General features: G+C 37.3%; 18 protein-coding genes, 1 pseudogene and 2 riboswitches. Of the genes and pseudogenes, 12 read left to right on the top strand and 7 right to left on the bottom strand.

Annotated elements, in window-relative coordinates:
- The first annotated feature begins 212 nt into the window (after nucleotides 1–212).
- The 4 genes from RE409_RS25635 to RE409_RS25620 all read left to right on the top strand — a co-directional run bounded on the left by RE409_RS25635 (nucleotide 213) and on the right by RE409_RS25620 (nucleotide 4806).
- A complete protein-coding gene (locus tag RE409_RS25635; protein WP_207196220.1) occupies nucleotides 213–1160 on the top strand; it encodes a siderophore ABC transporter substrate-binding protein in 948 nt (315 codons plus the stop codon).
- A 455-nt stretch (nucleotides 1161–1615) separates the two neighbouring features.
- On the top strand, nucleotides 1616–1900 hold the full coding sequence (locus tag RE409_RS25630) for a hypothetical protein (RefSeq protein WP_201187264.1): 285 nt from the start codon (nucleotides 1616–1618) through the stop codon (nucleotides 1898–1900).
- Nucleotides 1901–1913: 13 nt separating this feature from the next.
- Nucleotides 1914–2219 carry a hypothetical protein gene (locus RE409_RS25625; RefSeq protein WP_309558267.1) on the top strand — a complete coding sequence of 102 codons (306 nt, stop codon included), beginning with the start codon at nucleotides 1914–1916 and terminating at the stop codon, nucleotides 2217–2219.
- A 607-nt stretch (nucleotides 2220–2826) separates the two neighbouring features.
- Entirely contained in the window at nucleotides 2827–4806 is a 1980-nt protein-coding gene (locus RE409_RS25620; RefSeq protein WP_201187260.1) for a lipoteichoic acid synthase, read from the top strand.
- Between the two features lie 85 nt (nucleotides 4807–4891).
- On the opposite strand, the gene RE409_RS25615 is transcribed toward RE409_RS25620, so the two are convergent.
- Nucleotides 4892–5512 carry an RraA family protein gene (locus RE409_RS25615; RefSeq protein WP_201187257.1) on the bottom strand — a complete coding sequence of 207 codons (621 nt, stop codon included), beginning with the start codon at nucleotides 5510–5512 and terminating at the stop codon, nucleotides 4892–4894.
- A gap of 732 nt (nucleotides 5513–6244) precedes the next feature.
- Between RE409_RS25615 and RE409_RS25610 the strand changes: the two genes are divergently transcribed.
- Nucleotides 6245–6400: a hypothetical protein gene (locus RE409_RS25610; RefSeq protein ID WP_309558266.1), complete on the top strand. Its 156-nt coding sequence runs from the start codon at nucleotides 6245–6247 to the stop codon at nucleotides 6398–6400.
- A gap of 15 nt (nucleotides 6401–6415) precedes the next feature.
- Here RE409_RS25610 and RE409_RS25605 read toward each other — a convergent pair whose 3' ends face one another.
- Nucleotides 6416–6595 (bottom strand): hypothetical protein, encoded by a 180-nt coding sequence (locus RE409_RS25605; protein ID WP_053348658.1) that lies wholly within the window; start codon nucleotides 6593–6595, stop codon nucleotides 6416–6418.
- Between the two features lie 120 nt (nucleotides 6596–6715).
- Here RE409_RS25605 and RE409_RS25600 point away from each other — a divergent pair, with 120 nt between their 5' ends.
- The 7 genes from RE409_RS25600 (at nucleotide 6716) to RE409_RS25570 (ending at nucleotide 13918) form a co-directional block, all read left to right on the top strand.
- Complete coding sequence (locus RE409_RS25600; protein WP_201187253.1) at nucleotides 6716–7018, top strand: DUF948 domain-containing protein; 303 nt, start codon at nucleotides 6716–6718, stop codon at nucleotides 7016–7018.
- 71 nt (nucleotides 7019–7089) lie between these two features.
- Nucleotides 7090–7188: riboswitch (guanidine-I (ykkC/yxkD leader) on the top strand.
- Nucleotides 7189–7234: 46 nt separating this feature from the next.
- Complete coding sequence (gene sugE, locus RE409_RS25595) at nucleotides 7235–7555, top strand: quaternary ammonium compound efflux SMR transporter SugE (RefSeq protein ID WP_201222706.1); 321 nt, start codon at nucleotides 7235–7237, stop codon at nucleotides 7553–7555.
- Nucleotides 7556–7609: 54 nt separating this feature from the next.
- A complete protein-coding gene (locus RE409_RS25590; RefSeq protein WP_201187249.1) occupies nucleotides 7610–8158 on the top strand; it encodes a YhcN/YlaJ family sporulation lipoprotein in 549 nt (182 codons plus the stop codon).
- Between the two features lie 232 nt (nucleotides 8159–8390).
- Nucleotides 8391–9899 (top strand): spore germination protein, encoded by a 1509-nt coding sequence (locus RE409_RS25585; RefSeq protein ID WP_309558265.1) that lies wholly within the window; start codon nucleotides 8391–8393, stop codon nucleotides 9897–9899.
- Between the two features lie 23 nt (nucleotides 9900–9922).
- Nucleotides 9923–11023, top strand: coding sequence for a GerAB/ArcD/ProY family transporter (locus tag RE409_RS25580; protein WP_309558264.1), 1101 nt, complete (start codon nucleotides 9923–9925; stop codon nucleotides 11021–11023).
- On the top strand, nucleotides 11020–12102 hold the full coding sequence (locus RE409_RS25575) for a Ger(x)C family spore germination protein (protein ID WP_201187246.1): 1083 nt from the start codon (nucleotides 11020–11022) through the stop codon (nucleotides 12100–12102). The genes RE409_RS25580 and RE409_RS25575 overlap by 4 nt, the downstream gene beginning before the upstream one ends.
- A 133-nt stretch (nucleotides 12103–12235) precedes the next feature.
- Nucleotides 12236–13918: a glycoside hydrolase family 13 protein gene (locus RE409_RS25570; RefSeq protein ID WP_309558263.1), complete on the top strand. Its 1683-nt coding sequence runs from the start codon at nucleotides 12236–12238 to the stop codon at nucleotides 13916–13918.
- Between the two features lie 159 nt (nucleotides 13919–14077).
- On the opposite strand, the pseudogene RE409_RS25565 reads toward RE409_RS25570, so the two are convergent.
- The 5 genes and pseudogenes from RE409_RS25565 to RE409_RS25545 form a co-directional block, all read right to left on the bottom strand.
- Nucleotides 14078–14431 (bottom strand): annotated as a pseudogene (locus RE409_RS25565) (helix-turn-helix domain-containing protein); the annotation flags it as partial.
- A 204-nt stretch (nucleotides 14432–14635) separates the two neighbouring features.
- A complete protein-coding gene (locus tag RE409_RS25560) occupies nucleotides 14636–16087 on the bottom strand; it encodes an amino acid permease (protein ID WP_242485361.1) in 1452 nt (483 codons plus the stop codon).
- Between the two features lie 96 nt (nucleotides 16088–16183).
- A riboswitch (Lysine riboswitch) is annotated at nucleotides 16184–16364 on the bottom strand.
- A gap of 279 nt (nucleotides 16365–16643) precedes the next feature.
- Entirely contained in the window at nucleotides 16644–17606 is a 963-nt protein-coding gene (locus tag RE409_RS25555; RefSeq protein WP_201222710.1) for a LacI family DNA-binding transcriptional regulator, read from the bottom strand.
- A 265-nt stretch (nucleotides 17607–17871) separates the two neighbouring features.
- A complete protein-coding gene (locus RE409_RS25550; RefSeq protein ID WP_201187243.1) occupies nucleotides 17872–18174 on the bottom strand; it encodes a hypothetical protein in 303 nt (100 codons plus the stop codon).
- A complete protein-coding gene (locus RE409_RS25545) occupies nucleotides 18174–18374 on the bottom strand; it encodes a helix-turn-helix transcriptional regulator (RefSeq protein WP_056524628.1) in 201 nt (66 codons plus the stop codon). The genes RE409_RS25550 and RE409_RS25545 overlap by 1 nt, the downstream gene beginning before the upstream one ends.
- Between the last annotated feature and the right edge of the window lie 148 nt (nucleotides 18375–18522).

The raw sequence follows: 18522 nt of genomic DNA, 5'->3' as shown, positions 1-18522 counted from the left end.
CCATTTGGTTTTAAATTACTTCAGGTATTCGTAACTAAACTAGGAAACATTAAGAACACTCTTTAGGCTGTTAAGAGTTGGCGGGCGCCCAAGAATTAGCCGCCTCCTGTTTAAATATAAGGAAAAAGAGGGAAAAACGATGGGTTCTAACAAGTTACGGATTCAACATGTAATTTTAAATAATAAAAAATACTTTTTGAGGTGACATTTTAATGATTAAGAAATTATCTTTACTGCTATTAATAGCAATGCTGGCTGTAGTGGCTGTAGCTTGTGGATCAAATAATGAAAAAGAAGAATCAAGTCCGAAAAAAGAATCGGCTAAAAGCGAAGAAATAACAGTTAAGCACCAACTAGGAGAAACGAAAGTAAAAACAAACCCTGAAAAAGTTGTCGTATTCGATATGGGAACTCTTGATACACTTGATAAATTGGGTGTAGAAGTGGCTGCTGTTCCTCATGATGGCCTTCCTGAATACCTTTCTAAATATGAAGGTACAACTGAAAATGCTGGTGGATTAAAAGAACCTGACTTCGAAAAAATTAACGAGATTGCTCCTGACTTAATCCTTATTTCAGGTCGTCAATCTGATGCATATGAAGAATTAAGTAAAATTGCTCCTACAGTTTATGTAGGTGTGGATACTACAAAATATATGGAATCATTTGAAGAAAACGTAACACTTCTTGGTAAAATCTTTGGTAAAGAAAAAGAAGCTGCTAAAGAATTTGCAAGTGTTGAAGAAAACATCACTGCTTTGAAAGAAAAAGCACCAACAGATAAAAAAGGTTTAATCATTCTTGCTAGCGGTGGAAAAGTAAGTGCATACGGTCCTGATTCAAGATTTGGTATTATCCATGATGTATTCGGCGTTCCTGCAGTTGATGATAAATTAGAAGTATCTACACATGGTCAAAGTATTTCTTTTGAATACATTGCTGAAAAAGACCCTGATTACCTTTTCGTAGTTGATAGAGATGCAGTTGCTGGTGATGGAGCTGCAGCGAAAGAAACAGTTGAAAATGATATTGTAAAAAATACAAAAGCTTATAAAGAAGGCAACATCATTTATCTTGATCCTAACTACTGGTACTTATCAGGCGGCGGTTTAGAGTCTGTTGATTCTATGGTTAAAGAAATCTCTAAGGGTATTAAATAATAAAGATGTAAAGCAAGGCCTGCTCTCACGTAAAGTGAAAGCAGGCTTTTTTTGTTTTATATATAAAGCAGATTTGCTCATATAACAAATAGGCTAAGAGAACATACCATAATGAAAGATGACTGCACCTATTGAAAATCCCCACCTTTAAATAACGAGGGCTTATGCTCAACGACCGTTAACCAAGCCTTGTAGTTGAGCACCACAGTGAATGCAATCCCAGCTATGGATTTGATAGCAGCCAAGGAGATCAAAAGCTGGAATTGGACTCCTAGGAGCTTAAAGCAGGGAACCAAAAAAAACAAAAACCAGAAGAGAATAGTTATACTTTCTTCCTATTATATGTCGTTTGTATAGCAATGCTATTTATCTTGCTGCTATTTATGAGTCAGGGGTATATTAAAGTCAAAAATCTCAGTGAACTTTGGCTGGTCATCATTGGATTTGTATGAGTCTTGAATAATATCAATGAACAAACAGAGAAAATGACGATGAGTTCTATTTTTTTGGAGAGTGGGGAAGTAACATCACTTACGATGCAGTCCGAAAGCAGTAAATATAAAATCACAGGGAAGCATAAGGGGTATGATGAAAACAAGAACTTAGTAACGTACGTATCTGGTGATGCCGTAGAAAAGTTAGATAAAGGCATCATCACTGTTGATCCTCGGAAAAAGACAAGTGGCTGGGTGACATTTTTCACTTCAGTTATTCCATTTGTAATCATTTTCAGCCTGTAATTCTTTATTTCTTTTGGTTACCGCACGAAAAAATGGAGCAGATGAAAAATATCTAGATAGAGAAAAAGAATACTCGCTTTCCATATGTTCTTTGAGATATTTTTACAATTTGTTAGTGAATCAACACTTATTTAACATAGACAATTATTTAATAAATAATTGCGGTGTTAATCAAAAGAAGCCTAATAATATTGAAAAAAAAGAATATACAAATGATCGAATTATGGGAAATTTGGAAGGCGATGTTGTCGATAATACTCGAATTGAGCATAAGAAAAGGCATCTTTTACAGTCAGGAATACAAGTAAATGTAGGATAAATGCTTTGAGTTATTAGTAGGTATCCGACTCGCGTATGAGGTCGGAGATATTGAAAGAGAAGCCCTGCAGGTAGATGTTCGAAGTTAAAAAGTTTTCAGGGAGTAATTCCTGGACATAAATAAAATGAAAAAAAAGCAGATCATTTTTATACTGTCGAATTATCGGGAAAAAAATCTAGGATAAATCTAATAGCTTTCGATGTTTAAAGAATTTTTTTTTACAGTTTTTGTAATGTACTGGTGTTTTTATAAGGAGTCGTTTATAATGGTAAAAGCCTAAGGGAAGTGAAAATAAATATAACTTGTCATCCACATTTACCAGGAATTTATGGTGATATTTATTGGAATAAGATTTGGAGTTCCTATATATTTATTATAGGAAATCATACTTCAAAGGCGGGGCGAAACTCTGTTATTTTTTCAAAGGCTTGTTCATAAGCTAAAGAAGCGTTCTTTATGCAATAGTAAATATTGTGACAAAAAGTGGTTTTGCGCAATCTTGACTATCTAAGGGAAAGAATGCTATCATAAGGTTTGCGATTTTCCGTCTTCTGTAAGTATGTAAAAATTTATATATATAAACCACTAGATTAATAGAGGTGAAAGCATGAATAATTTTCTTAAAAAGAGCCAGCATTTATTTGCAAATAATGTACTAGGCTTTTTCTTTATTGCCGTAGTAATGTTTCAGATTAAAACTTATATTGGATATCGAGTTGAATTTAACTTAGGTATTGAAAATGGACTACAACAGTTTTTGCTATTCATAAACCCGATTAGTTCAGCTATTTTATTCTTTGGGTTGGCATTACTGGCAAAAGGTAAAAAATCGTTTAAATGGATTATTCGGTTGAACTTATTGATGTCCTTATGGCTATTCTTCAATATTGTATACTACCGTTCATTTACCGATTTCATTACATTACCAACCTTGACACAAGTGCAAAATGCCGGGGATTTGGGACCGAGTATTTTAGAATTATTTAAAGGCCATGATGTATTTTATTTCCTTGATACGGTTCTTTTAATTGTTTTATATAAATTCAAAGACTTTAAAGTGGAAGACATCAAAATTAAACGTCGTACTGTTGGAATGGTATACCTTGCAGGACTTGCAATTTTCGCTATCAATTTGGGACTTGCTGAAAAGGATCGTCCGCAATTATTATCGAGAACGTTTGACAGGAACTATATTGTCAAATATCTAGGTATGTATAACTATACTGTCTATGATGCGGTTCAAAATACTAAAACCTATGCTCAGCGTGCAACAGCTAATAGCACGGATATCGCAGAAGTCGTCAACTATACAAAAGCGACAAGCGCTGAGCCTAATCCTAAATACTTCGGTGCAGCTGAAGGGAAGAATGTTATATACTTGCATTTGGAATCCATGCAGAATTTCTTGATTGACTATAAGTTGAATGGAGAAGAAGTAACTCCATTTTTAAACTCACTTGCACATGATAAATCTGATTTCATGTATTTTGATAATTTCTTCCATCAAGTTGGTCAGGGTAAAACAGCGGATGCTGAATTCATGCTCGAAAATTCTCTGTTTGGTTTACCACAGGGGGCAGCATTCACAAATCGATCTCAAAATACGTATCAAGCGGCACCAGCGATTTTAGGACAAAAAGGATACACATCTGCTGTGTTCCATGGTAATTATAAATCTTTCTGGAACCGGGATAATATGTATAAGTCTCTTGGCTTTAATCAGTTCTTCGATGCAAACCATTATAATATGGAAAATAAAGAAGAAGTACTAAGTTATGGATTAATGGATAAGCCTTTCTTTAAAGAATCCATTCCTATGTTAGAAACACTTAAGCAGCCTTTCTATACAAAATTCATAACAGTATCTCACCATTTCCCATATGCTATGGATCAGGAAAAAGCAACAATTGGTAAACAAACAACGGGTGATGCATCGGTTGATAGTTACTTCCAAACTGCACGCTATGCCGACGAAGCGCTTAAAGAATTTTTCGATTATCTGAAAGAATCAGGCCTATATGATAACTCGGTAATCGTTATGTATGGCGATCACTATGGTATTTCTGAAAACCATAAAGAAGCGATGTCAAAAGTACTGGACAAAGAAGTAGGCACGTTTGAGAATGCCCAATTACAACGTGTACCATTATTGATTCATGTTCCAGGCGTTGAAGGCGGGGAAATGCATCAATACGGTGGACAGATAGATCTTCTCCCAACTTTACTACATTTGTTAGGGATTAAATCAAATGATTATGTACAATTCGGTTCAGATTTATTGTCAAAAGATCATAATGAAGTAGTACCTTTCAGGAATGGAGACTTTGTAACGCCAGATGTTACTTCCATTAAAGGAAAGTACTATGATACTAATACTGGAGAATTGGTCGAGGAGAATGAAGACATTCTCAATTATAAAACGAGAGCTGAAAAGATGCTTAATTTATCCGACCAAGTCGTAAACGGAGACTTACTCCGATTCTATACTCCAAATGGTTTTAAACCGATTGATCCGAAGGATTATGATTACACATACAATGAAGAAGATTCAAAAGAAGTTGATTCAAAAGCTGAGTCTGATAAATAAGTGGTTAATAAAAAAACAGGCAGGAGGCAATAGCTTCCTGCCTGTTTTTTTATAGTTTAAGGGATAATTTTAATAAGGCAGTTCTTTAGGATTTTGCAGTCATCATGGCAATATACTTCCTGATTTCATCAGGCTTTCCTGCATACTTTTCTGCACGCTGTTCATCCTTTACGATTTTATCTTTTGCTTTTTTTAATATTTCTTCACAAATAGCTTGAGGGACGACCACGACTCCATCTACATCCCCTATTATAATGTCGCCTGGATATACAGTGACACCACCACAGGAAATTGGGATATTGGTTTCACCCACACCAGCCTTTCCGCTTGAGGCAACAGTGGTCCCTTTACTGAATACAGGGAAATTTAAATCTTTAATGGCTGCTAGATCACGAATAACTCCATCGACGACGAGAGCTTCAATTTCCATTGTTTGCATCATGCCCACAACAAAGTCACCAGCGATAGCTCGGTATGTATCCCCTTTGCAGTCAACAACTAATATGTCCCCTGCCTGGGCCTCACCGATTGCCTTTAAAACGGCTGAATTATCACCGACTGGTACTTGGACAGTTAATGCACGTCCGGCAAAATGATATTCATCTTTTAGGGGTTTAATTGTTGAGTCTAGATTGTTCAATCCATCCATTGCATCAGAAATGGCCGTGGTAGGTAAAGCTTTAAACTGTTGAATGAGAGTATCCATGAAAATAAGTCCTCCTTAGGATTATTGGAATATATCCTAATTATAACAATTTTTATAATTTTCGGATAATAGGTATAGGTTATCAATCTTTATAACTTTTAGCCGATGTTTTACAATTCTAAATGGATAAAGGAATATGTCTCTAATCGACAAACCCCCATCCTGTAGTAGGAAGGGGGGGGAGTTTATATAGTTACCAAATAGGGAATCTACAGTTTTTTTCTTTTTAATTAAATAGGGGTTTAACATTCATTTAATCCCCCCCAAGGTCCATTTTGGGAAATTGGTTATTTTTGTTTCCTGAAAGGGTAATCTTTTAAGAGCCAAGTTCATCCCTTTTCCTGTTACACTTTAAGGATAGGGACGGTTTTTTTATGAATTAAGTTTCTGCCTTAGCACATAGCGATTTTATGCTCTATTGCAAGATCAACCCCAAGGCATGTCCCATGTATCGATGCTTGATCAAACATATTTATGAAATTCATACTCTCAGAAAGTCTGCTTTTCCGCACAGGGATGGTTCTCTCCAACGGTAGATTCAGCTGATGAGAGGTTAGGAATGAATAGTTCGTAAAATATTGTTTGCCCTTTTCATTAATCGAGTATACTTTACGCGGTGGCCTGTTGCCTTCTTGTTCAGTATGTACCTCAATGTAGTCTTGTGGCTTGTAGAGGGAAACTTCCAGGAAGATATTTAATACTAATTAAAGATTGTATGTGCAAATATTTTCAATGAGTAGAGAAAGTGAGCAAGGACAAATCATAAGTGTATCGAAGGTAAAAGAAATGTTTACAAAAATGATTGCACAGAACTCAAATAATTTGATGTTTGGGGTTGAACTTTTAAAAGCTGTTAGTGAAACGCCTGCGGTAAAACTTTTTTTATAGAGGGGTATCTTCATGTCAAAGAAAGAGTAATATTAAGACAGAGGTTGCCAGGGTTAGCCAAATAGGGCTAAATATTTCTGGATGAATGATAAGAAAAACGATTCCTGCAATTGTGGCAGCCTGCTGAATGGTCATATGTCTAATAAAGTGTAACCCAGCTTTAAGACAAGCCTTAATGAGAGGTGTGTGATTCATTTTTCATTCCTCCTTTTCTCTTCAATAATATGTCCAGGAATAAAATAAAATACATAGCCAGTCGTTTTCTGCCCAGTATTATGGGTATATTAGAGATAAAAGAAGAAGGAGGAATTATAGATGTTAATTGTATATATTAGTCTTGCCCTCTTCATTGGAGCCATTATTTACTTAGTCTTTTTTGCACTCAAAACATATAAGGATACTAAACCTGCAATTGAGAACGTGACGGAAACCGTTGCACGGATTCAGGCAAAAACGGATCAAATTAAATCAGAGACGGATCAGCTAGCATTGAGACAGCAGGAAATCACAGAAGATGTTCAATATAAAAAAGAGGCCGTTCAATATACAGTTGATGCAGCTAAACAAACGCCGGAACCATTTAAAAATATTTGGCTTACAATCAAGGGTGAAAAATGAAACCTTAGAAGCAGACGAAACGGTTGAGGATGTATTTGACCACTTTTGATATTGCGTGATATAGTATAGGGATAAAAAGTTTCTAGGGTTCCGCGGTTTAATTGCAGGCTGGTCCGAGAGAAGCCCGCAGGATTTTTTTGCGTACACGGAGGGAAAAAAGCCCGGGAGGTTATATTTATAACCTACTGGGTTTTTTTCTGTATTGGAGGGGAAAAGATGGCTTGGTTATACTTAGTTATTGCAGGATTATTCGAAGTAATATGGGCAACGAGTTTGAAATACACGGAGGGTTTTACAAAATTAATTCCTTCTATCATAACGATTGTCGGTATGGTTATTAGTTTTTATTTTTTATCATCGGCGATAAAAACATTGCCGATGGGGACAGCATATGCAATCTGGACCGGAATAGGGGCAATCGGTGCCGTCCTTGTTGGCATTATTGTCTTTAACGAGCCAAAAGATGCGATGCGCTTAGTTTTTGTTGGTTGCATTTTGATTGGCATTATTGGATTAAAGGTCACCTCTTCTGAATAATTAATTGCTTCCTTGCAAATAGTAGCATTAAACAATTTGTAAGGAGTGAGGAAAATGAATTATAAAGCGGTAGTATCAAGTGCCATGATGGCATTATTGATTTCAGGCTGTACGTCTAATGATAAACAAGGAGCAAATGAAAATCTTGGACTTAATCGGAACAATCAGGATAATTATGATACACCTATGAGGGTAAGTGACACAAGGCAAAATGATAATAATCTAAATGATAATAATCTAAATGATAATATAAATGATAATGGTACAAACGATTTGAGGGTTTCTGAAGATATCTCAAATCGTGTTGAGGCCTTGAAGGAAGTAAAAAATGCCTGGGTTATTGTAACTGATCATCATGCGTATGTTGGGGCTGAGCTAAATGACGGGGCGGATAAGGATCTTACAAATGAATTGAAAGATAGAATCGCCGACTCTGTAAGAGGAGCCGATTCATCCGTAGAAAAAGTGTATGTGTCTACGAACCCTGATTTTGTTCAAAGAATGAATGATTATGTAACCGATATAAATAATGGAAAGCCTGTTAAAGGATTTGTTGATGAATTCCGTGATCTTGTAACACGTATTTTTCCAAGCTCAGAGTGATTAATAAGGGGTGAAATCCCTTCCGCATTAAGACTTATTCGTTTATTTTCAGCTTTATAAGAGCTTGAAAATGATACGGATAGGTCTTTTATGTTTAATGAAGAGATAAACCACTAGGCTAGAGTATTCAGCTACTGTGTCAGGTTCTGAGGTAATGGGATTTTATGACTAACTTTGGGGAGTCTGGTTACAATAATTGGGTAAACTTAGAACGGTGTTAGGGGGCGGGAAAGTGAGGTTTTTTAATGGAAAAAAGAAATCTGAGGTAATAGCTTTTCAGCATTCTTCTGAGGATTTTCAGGAACTGTTTAAAAAGTTTGAAGAGTCATCTGATTTTCTTACTTACCTATTCCCAAATGAAGAAGGCTATATCATTTCCTATTTTAAATCACTAGTTAGTTCACAACAGGTCCATGAACAATTGCTACCTGTTATCTCGAATCAACCAAAGAAAGATATCCACCAATTAAAAAGTGATTTTCCAGTCGGAGATATAAAAGAAACGGCGGACTTAAACGAAATTAAAGAGTTGATGCTGACAGGATCAATCATGATTCAATACAAAAAAGATGATAAAAATTGTTTGTTAATTCCATGTGTCAACAGTGTTAAAAGGCAAATTTCTACTCCAGAGTCGGAGTATACTGTCCTGGGTCCTAAAGAGGCCTTTGTAGAATCGATTGATACGAATTTAAATTTAATCCGTAATCGTCTCCCAATTCCCGAATTGCAGGCAAAAGAATTTCAGGTAGGGAGTATCTCACAAACCAGGTTAGTAGTTCTCTATATAGAGGGGATTACTAATCAACAAAATATTAATACGATTATGCAGAGAATAAATGACATCGATTATGATACGGTCGTGGATATTTCTTTTGTTAGCCAGCTGATAACAGATAATCGGAATTCGATGTTCCCCCAGCTGATTGATACAGAACGGCCTGACCATTTGGCCAGTGTATTAACAGAAGGGAAAATAGGGATAATGCTGGATGGATCACCTCATGTATTGATAGGTCCCAACACCATCATTAGTTTTTTTTCGTCATTTGAAGATTATTTTCTAACTTGGAATATCGGTACTTCGTTTCGTTTGATTCGCCTTTTCGCAGTTTTATTTTCTGTTTTATCTTCGCCTCTTTATGTTGCAGTTTTAACATATCATTATCAGGTTATTCCAACGGATTTATTGCCAATCTTAATCTCCTCACGGGGGGTCATCCCTTTTCCGCCGATTTTAGAAGCAATAGTGCTTGAAGGAACGATTGAATTGCTGAGGGAGGCTGCGGTAAGGCTCCCGGCAAAGGTCGGCTCTACCATCGGTATTGTTGGCGGTATTGTTATCGGTACAGCCGCTGTAGAAGCGGGGTTTGTTAGTAATGTTTTATTAATGCTTGTCGCTTTGGCTGCCCTTGCTTCTTTTACGGTACCTATTTACCAGATTAGTAATACGATTCGTCTCATCCGCTTTCCTTTTTTATTGGGCGCCCAGTTATACGGATTGTTTGGAATAGCATTATGTAGTGCATTTATTTTAAGTCATTTATTAAAACTGACGTCACTTGGCAGTCCATATTTAGAACCGCTTTATCCGCTAAGAATTAAGGATTTTAAAGATAGTTTTATTCGACTTCACTTTTCAAAACAGAAAAAACGTCCGCATTTTTTGCGGACTGAAAATCCAGTAAGAATAAGAAAGAAGACTCAAACCGAAAAATCCCAAAATGATATTGATGAATAAGGTGTAGAAAGCGGTGAGAAAGCATGGAAGCTCAAACAAATGTGACTAAACAGATTTCTCCATTCTTTGTCTCTTTCCTCATACCAGGTATGCAAATTGGAGTAGGGGTATTGGGATTTGAACGGATCATAGCAAAAGAGGCAGGCCAAGATGCCTGGATATCAGTCCTAATTTCAGGATTAATCATAAATATTCTTCTTTGGATGTGCTACAAAATTTTAGGACGCGGTCCACAAACACTTGATTTGGTTGCTGTCCATCAAGATTTGTTTGGCAAATGGGCAGGAAATGCTTTCAATATAGTATTTATCCTCTACTTTATATTGATTTCCATCATTATTATTAGGACTTATTTAGAGGTTATTCAGGTTTGGATGTTCCCTAGTGTTAATATCCCGCTGTTATTAACCATCATCCTGATTCTTGTTTATAGTTTTGTTACGGGAGGGTTTAGAGTTATCACCGGTTTTTGTATGATCGGGCTGATGATTGGATTGCCCTTAATGCTTTTGAAGTATTTCCCATTAAAACAAGCTCATTTCTATAATTTGACACCTGTCCTGGATCATTCCTTTCTAGATATTATGAAAGCATGTAAGTCGATGACGCTGAATTATCTCGGTTTTGAACTGCTCTTGGTCTATTATCCATTTATAAAAAAGCGTGAACGGTCTCAAAAGTGGGCCCATCTCGGGGCACTTTATACAACTTTTCTATATCTCATCTCAATTCTTGTCTCATTAGCATACTATCACCAGGATCAGCTGAAAGATGTTATTTGGGCAACTTTGACGTTATGGAAAATTGTAGACCTACCCTTTATTGAAAGATTTGAATACATAGGAATTTCTATATGGCTTTTTATGGTGATACCGAATGCATGCCTGGGAGTCTGGGCTGCAAGCAGATGTGCGAAACGGGTATTTGGGTTCCGACAGAAAAAAATGTTAGTTATTATTCTGATGGTTATTTTAGTGTCTTGTATTTTTTTGGATAATCGCAATAAAATCGATTTGTTAAATACGTACATTTCCCGTATGGGTTTTTATATGATGTATCTGTACCTTCCCTTTTTATTTTTATGGCAGTTGATTGTTTACAAAGTGAGGGATCATAAACCATGAAAACCAAACTACTATTGATTACATTAGGTTGCGTATTAATGACAGCGTGCGGAGTGGAGAAGCAAATTTTAGAAGATATCTTAATTGCCGAAGTCGTTGGCTATGATGATGCTGGTGACCATAAGATTAAGGGAACAGTTGTTGTCAATGTTCCTCAACTTGGAGAGGAAGCAAACCTAGGTAAGGAAGTTTATGAAGCTATTTCTCATGACGTAAAAGCTACTCGTCAGCAAGAAAACTCTAAAACCACATTTCCAATTGTTGGTGGTAGATTATCAGTAATTCTCTATAGTGAAGAATTAGCTGGAAAAGGCCTCAATGATTATGTCGATACATATAGGCGTGACCCAATGGTAGGAAGAAATCTATATTTAGCTGTTGTTCATGGCAGAGCTGATGATGTAGTTAAAATAGAGCCGAAGTTATCCAAAACTCCAGGGGTTCAAGTAAAAGAGCTAATTGAACAAAACATCAGAACGAATTTACCTAATGTCGATTTGCACCACTATTTATATGCCAGTCATGGTAAAGGAATTGATCCGGTTATGCCATTATTGGAAACAGCAGGCGAGCGTGTACGGGTGAAAGGGATAGCTCTGTTTAAAAAGGACAGGTACATTGGTAAGTATATTTCTTATGAGGACGGTTTCTTATTCAAAGTACTTAGCGAAAACTTCAAACTGGGGAGTTATGAAATAAAATTGAAGGATAATGACTTTATTGATATTAATAACGTTCAATCACATGTCCATTATGATATCTTACATGCAAACCAAGAGCCCAAGGTCAGGATTGAAGTGAAAATAAAGGCAAGTATACTTGAGGTACAAGGGTATGACTTGGGCAAACCACTCGACGTGAAAAATATTGAGAATAAAGCTGAGCAGGCCATTGAAAAAAAACTAAATAAGATGTTAACTATGTTTCAGGAAAATAATATAGATCCAATTGCGATGGGTGATATCGCTAGAAGTAAAACAAGAAATTTTAATCGAAAACATTGGGAGGAAGTATATCCTCATATTCCAATTGATTTGGCTGTAGATATTGAAATGATTCAAACGGGAATCGCAGAATAAGGAAAAAAATCCATAATATAAAAATTCCTTAAATAGATTCGTTAATCAAGAATATTCTGAAGTTTCGCTCTTTATAATAGGTGTATTGATGTAAACATTTATGTCAATTTGCTTAATGAAGGGTGTGGAGGAAATGGACAAAACATGGTGGAAAGAGGCGGTTGTGTATCAGGTGTATCCCAGGAGTTTTATGGATAGCGATGGAGACGGGATAGGGGACCTGAAAGGAATATTGATGAGACTTGATTATTTACAGGAGCTGGGTGTAGATGTGATATGGCTTTCTCCGGTTTACCAATCTCCCAATGATGATAACGGTTATGATATTAGTGATTATCGTTCGATTATGACTGAGTTTGGGACAATGAGTGATTTTGACCGATTATTGAAGGCAGTTCATGAACGTGGAATGAAAATCATGATGGATCTTGTGGTCAATCATACGTCAGATGAACATTCATGGTTCAAGGAATCCCGGTCTTCTAAAGATAATCCGAAGAGGGATTACTATATTTGGAGACCTGGGAAGAATGGAAAGGAGCCAAATAACTGGGAATCCATATTCAAAGGTTCGGCGTGGAAATATGATGAGGCAACGGATGAATATTATTTGCATTTATTCAGTAAAAAACAGCCGGATTTAAATTGGGAACATCCTGAGCTTCGTGAAGAAATTTATAGCATGATGAAATGGTGGCTGGATAAGGGAGTCGATGGCTTCCGAATGGATGTTATTAACTTCCTTTCGAAAGATCAGCGATATTTGGACGGGGATGTCCGGTATGGGAAGCAGCATGGTGATGGAAGTCCATTTTTCATGAATGGTCCGCGCATTCATGAGTTTTTGCAGGAAATTAATCAGCGAGTGCTTTCTGGTTATAACTTGATAACGGTTGGTGAAATGCCTGGTGTATCACCTGATGAAGCTCAATTGTTCACAGGGAAAGAACGTGGTGAGCTACATATGGTCTTTCAATTTGAACATATGGATTTGGGGGGAGGACCAGAAGGGAAATGGAGTAACAAAAAGTGGGAATTGAGTGACTTAAAGCGGATTCTTTCCAAGTGGCAGATTGGTTTAGAGGAGGATGGTTGGAACAGTTTATACTGGAATAACCATGATCAACCGAGAATTGTTTCAAGGTTCGGAGATGATGGGAAGTATCGGGTAGAAAGCGCAAAAATGCTTGCTGTTTGTCTGCATATGCTTCAGGGAACGCCCTATATTTATCAAGGCGAAGAACTGGGTATGACCAACGTTTGCTTTGAAAGAATAGATGAATACCGCGATATTGAAACGCTGAATTCTTATGAGGAACTTGTGAATTCGTGTGGATGGACAGAAGAGCGGATGCTAGAGGCCATTTACGCGCGCAGTCGAGATAATGCGAGGACACCTGTTCAGTGGAATGACTCAAGAAACGCGGGGTTTACAGCGGGAACTCCTTGGATCGGTGTCAATTCTAATTATCCGGAGGTCAATGCAGAAAAAGCCTATAACGATCCGAATTCCATCTTTCATTTTTATAAAAAGCTTATTCAATTACGTAAAAAACATGAAATCGTCGTTTATGGCCGTTACGAACTACTATGGCCTGATGATGAACAAATATTTGCTTATACGAGAACACTTGATGAAGAAAAGCTGCTGGTGTTATGTAATTTCAAAGACTATGAAGCTTCCTATTCCATACCTGAAGGGTTAGATACAATGTCTGCTACACTGTTAATCGGCAATTATGAACAACTGCCGATTGAGGAAATTTCCGTTAAACCTCTGCGACCGTTTGAATGCCGTGTTTATCATTTGAATTGAACTACCCCCCACTTATCGACCTTACGGTCTGATTGAAGTGGGGGATTCCTAAGAACATTAGCCTATCGGCCAATTTTTAATTAGGCTATTCCCGTAGTTCCTACGGTTAGAAGCCTTATGGCTTCATTCATTAGATTGAGTCCTGCGTTAATATCTCGATCGTGGTGACTTGTTTTGCTTTTTATAATATCGACTATAGGAATCTGCTAAATTTTCCACCGATTTCTGTAAGGCGATACTGTCTACTTCTTTCAGGAAAGAATACTCTTTCTTTAAATCTGGAAGTTCTTTGATTGTTGCGTATTTATTCAAAAAAGAACCTTTCCATTCATTAGAGGGTAATTGGCCGTTCTGCTTCATTTCTTCACAAATATACCAGTAGGCATCTTTCTCCTTTTGTTTGCCTAGAAAGAAGTTATAGACAAAACGGGAGCAGCCGATCGTTTTATTGATTAGAACTAGTTGTTCTTTAGTTGGATAGATTCGAAATTTATAAGCTTTGTTTACGACCATTGGTTTCACCCCCTTATAGTTATTATTAACCACAGAACGTGCGTTCGCCAAAAGATTACTTTGGCTTATGCCAACCGCCATTCATCTCTCCCTTACCGTTGGGCTCTCGCCCCTCACACGCTTGAAGAGGGAGTCTTCTGGTGGGAAATGATAAAAAAAGGACCTGATTCCTCTTGAAGAGGAAATCAGGTCCTTTTAAAACGCTTATTTTACTTTAAAATCACATTCCTCAAGTGGGATGATTTTAGTTTTATACTTAATTTTATAGCCGAACCATAGGGCGAAGAATAAGATCAGGCCAATGTAAGAAACAAACATTGAATTCCAATCAATCCCGCTGCTGCTGAAAGCTTGGTAGCCTTGTCCAATGATAATGAAAATACATAAGACGAGCGCGAAAATCGGTCCAGTTGGGAATCCTTTAGCAAGGTATGGTAAAGCATTCAAATCAAGACCTTGAGCTACATAGGCTTTGCGGAATCGATAATGAGCAATCGCAATTCCAACCCATGTGACAAACCCGGCCATACCTGAAGCATTTAATAACCAGATATAAACAACACCGTCCCCAAAAAATGAAGCTAAGAAAGCGAGGCAACCAACTAAAGAAGTCGCGATAAGAGCATTCACTGGTACCCCTCTTTTATCGAGCTTGCCAAGGAATTTCGGAGCTTTTCCGTCGCGGGCCAAATCCCATAGCATACGAGTTGAAGCATACATGCCGGAGTTACCAGCAGAGAGCACAGATGACAATATAACTGCGTTCATGACCGATGCCGCAAACGCAAGACCTGCGCGTTCAAATACAAGTGTAAATGGACTGACGGCAACATCTTCGCTTAATAAACGTGCATCTGTGAACGGAATAATCATTCCAATTACAAAAATCGCAAGGATATAGAATAAAAGGATGCGCCAAAAAACGGACTTGATCGCTTTAGGGATATTTTTCTCCGGATTCTCACTTTCGCCGGCTGTAACTCCAAGTAATTCTGTTCCTTGGAAAGAGAAACCTGCTGCCATGAATACTCCTAGAATTGTGAAGAAGCCTCCATTAAATGGACCTTCTCCCATGGTGAAATTAGAAAAACCAATTGGGTCATTTCCCCCCAGGATTCCGAAAATCATTAGAAATCCAGTGATTAAGAAGATGATAACGGTCACGATCTTGATTAAAGCAAACCAGAATTCAGCTTCGCCAAATCCTTTAACAGACATATAGTTAAAAAGAAACATAATAATTAACGCAACGGCACTCCAGATAATGGACGAGCTGTCCGGGAACCAGAATTTCATAATTAGGACAACGGCAGCCAGTTCAGCTGCAATTGTGATGGCCCAGTTATACCAATAGTTCCAGCCAATCGCGAAGCCGAAAGATGGGTCGACGAATTTGGATGCGTAGACACGGAACGAACCGGCTACTGGCATGAATGCTGCCATTTCTGCAAGACTTGTCATTAAGTAATAAACCATGAAGCCAATGGCTGCGTATGCTGCCAAAGCACCTCCAGGCCCAGCGGTATGGATGGCACCGCCACTTGCTAAAAATAAACCTGTTCCAATCGTTCCACCTAATGAAATCATCATTAAGTGACGTGCTTTCAGGCTCCTTTTCAACTCAGTGGGATTTGATGTTGTTTGTGAATTTGACAATTGATGTTACACTCCTTTTTATTGGAAGGGAACGATATATAAAAAAACAGCAGTCGAAAAAGATCGACGGCTGTTTATAATAAACCCGTTTATCCTTCCGAAGATAGCTCCCCACGTTAATAAAACGTGACAGTGGTGTTCCTATTCGGTAACACCGCCAGCCTAGATATACAAGGACCATATCTAAACTTCGGCAACTTATCCTTTCAAACGGAGTCGTCAATTTTCCTGAATCTCGTCCGTACTACTTTTATAAGCCGCAGCCTCTAACTCATCGGTAAATGAGGAAGTATTCAATTTTCTTATACTAAATATATAAATCGTTGCGTCAACTTCTAGTCAACCTATACGATTTCAATATAAAGTTCAAACAATTACTTCTATGTCAGCAGGTCATTGAGTAAACTTTACTATATTAAAATTATAAAATAATCTTATAGATAGCGCAATGATTATTTTTCAAGGTTATTTTTTCCTAGTTTTTAAATGTATCACTTGAATTTGATGTTTAAATGTTTGTCATTTAAACATCTTTTATTTGGATAATTAAGATAATTCAAATAGTTTTTCGTTTCATAAGAGTATAATCTAATTTTACATGTCTGATAACTTCAGGATTTTCAAATAGATCAACAGCCATTTTGCCAATCCAATCAAGCGGTAAGGAAACGGTTGTGATATCGAGCATCTCACTGAGGCTATCATTATTAAAACCTAGAATGGCCACGTCTTCTGGTACTTTCATTCCGAATTTGTTGGCAGTAAGAATGAATCCGGACGCGGTGTCATCATTAGTAATGATGATAGCCTCTGGTTTATCTATCATAGAATTCCAATCTTGGAACAATTTTTCACCATCTTTGATGTGATAACTGCCTTCAAACAGCCATTCTTTTTTATTTAAAAGATGATACTTATTCATAATATCGTTAAACGCCTTTGTACGAAGGGAGCTGTTTCTGCTCTTTTTTCGCCCGAGGCTGTATCCGATTTTCTTATATCCTTTAGCAACCACGTATTCAAGTGCAGAGGAAAAAGCGGCATAGTGATCAATGCTTATGGACGATAATTCAGCCTGGGCTGTATCTTCACATAAGATAATTGGTCCATATTTTTGATAGTCCAAGAGGACTTTCATTTCTGAAATTCTTGAACAAACGATAATGCCATCGAGTTGCTTCATTTGTAACATATTCAATGCCTGAATTTCTTTTTCTCTTTCATATTGTGTTTGAAAGATGACTATATGATAGCCGATAGCATTGGCTTGTTTTGTAATTCCTTGCACGATTGCTCCGTAATAGGGGTGATTGGTGAATGGAATGATGACGCCGATTAGATTCGTTTTGCCTTTTGAAAGATGAATGGCGTTGATATTTCTCGAATAGTTTAATTGGTCAATGGCCTGTAAAACACTCTTTCTTTTTTCAGGACTAACATATGGGTGATTATTCATTACACGAGACACTGTGGAGACGGACACACCTGCATATTGAGCAATTTCTTTAATATTTGTCATAGGATCACCGTTTTTTCTTTTTTTTTATTGTATCGTATGAAACCCATTTCAGAGCAAGAGGCGAGAATAAGAGAACTAAAGATTTCTTTATTCAGGGTCTTGTTCTGGTATGGGTTTCATCCTTTAAGATTGAAAAAAGTCTTAGAGGAGGAGATTAGGATGGTCCAAACTTTACTCTGTCTGATCGTACTATGCGGTATCGAATTGGGATTAGCTTACTTCGCAGTATATTTGAAGTCGGAAAAATGAATGGAATGTTGACGGCTTATAACTTCGCTTGATAATAAAGAACGAAGATCGCCCATGAGCCCAGATGAATGAACAATAGAATGCCAAGGACAGCTGCAACAGAGAGCTTCACTCCAAAAAGCAATAACAAGAAAAAAAAGCACGTCCCAATAATTGGGAAAAACCAACTGGATGCCCGTGCTCTAGTTCGGATGAGGTCAAATCGTTCATCTAATCCCCGTTGCTTGGCGGCGGCACGGCGTCCCCACCATAATCCAGTCAGTCCGCAAATAATCCCAAGCGTGATTCCTAAAAAGGCCCCCCAGTTAAAATCCTCCATCATAACTCCTCCTCAAATATAAATATATCTTCAATGGCCAGTTGAAACACTTTCGCTAGCTTGTAAGCAAGCTTGATGGAAGGGTCGAATCTTCCTGTTTCTATAGAAATAATCGTCTGTCGGGACACGCCTGTAAGTTCGGACAGCTTTTCTTGTGTAAGTTGATGCGCTTTGCGTAGTTCCCGAATGTTATTTTTCAAATTCTTAAACTCCTTTCAGAAATGTAAAGCTAGCTTTACGTAAAGTATACTTTACAAATTGAAAATGTGTAAATAATTTTCATTCGACAAAATCCTATGATAAAGAATAGTGGTCAAAGATAAAAATGTTGCACTTTTTTAGTACATT

It is taken from the genome of Peribacillus sp. R9-11, assembly GCF_031345095.1.
Lineage (GTDB): Bacteria > Bacillota > Bacilli > Bacillales > DSM-1321 > Peribacillus > Peribacillus butanolivorans.
This window is presented reverse-complemented; position numbering and strand designations above follow the sequence as displayed.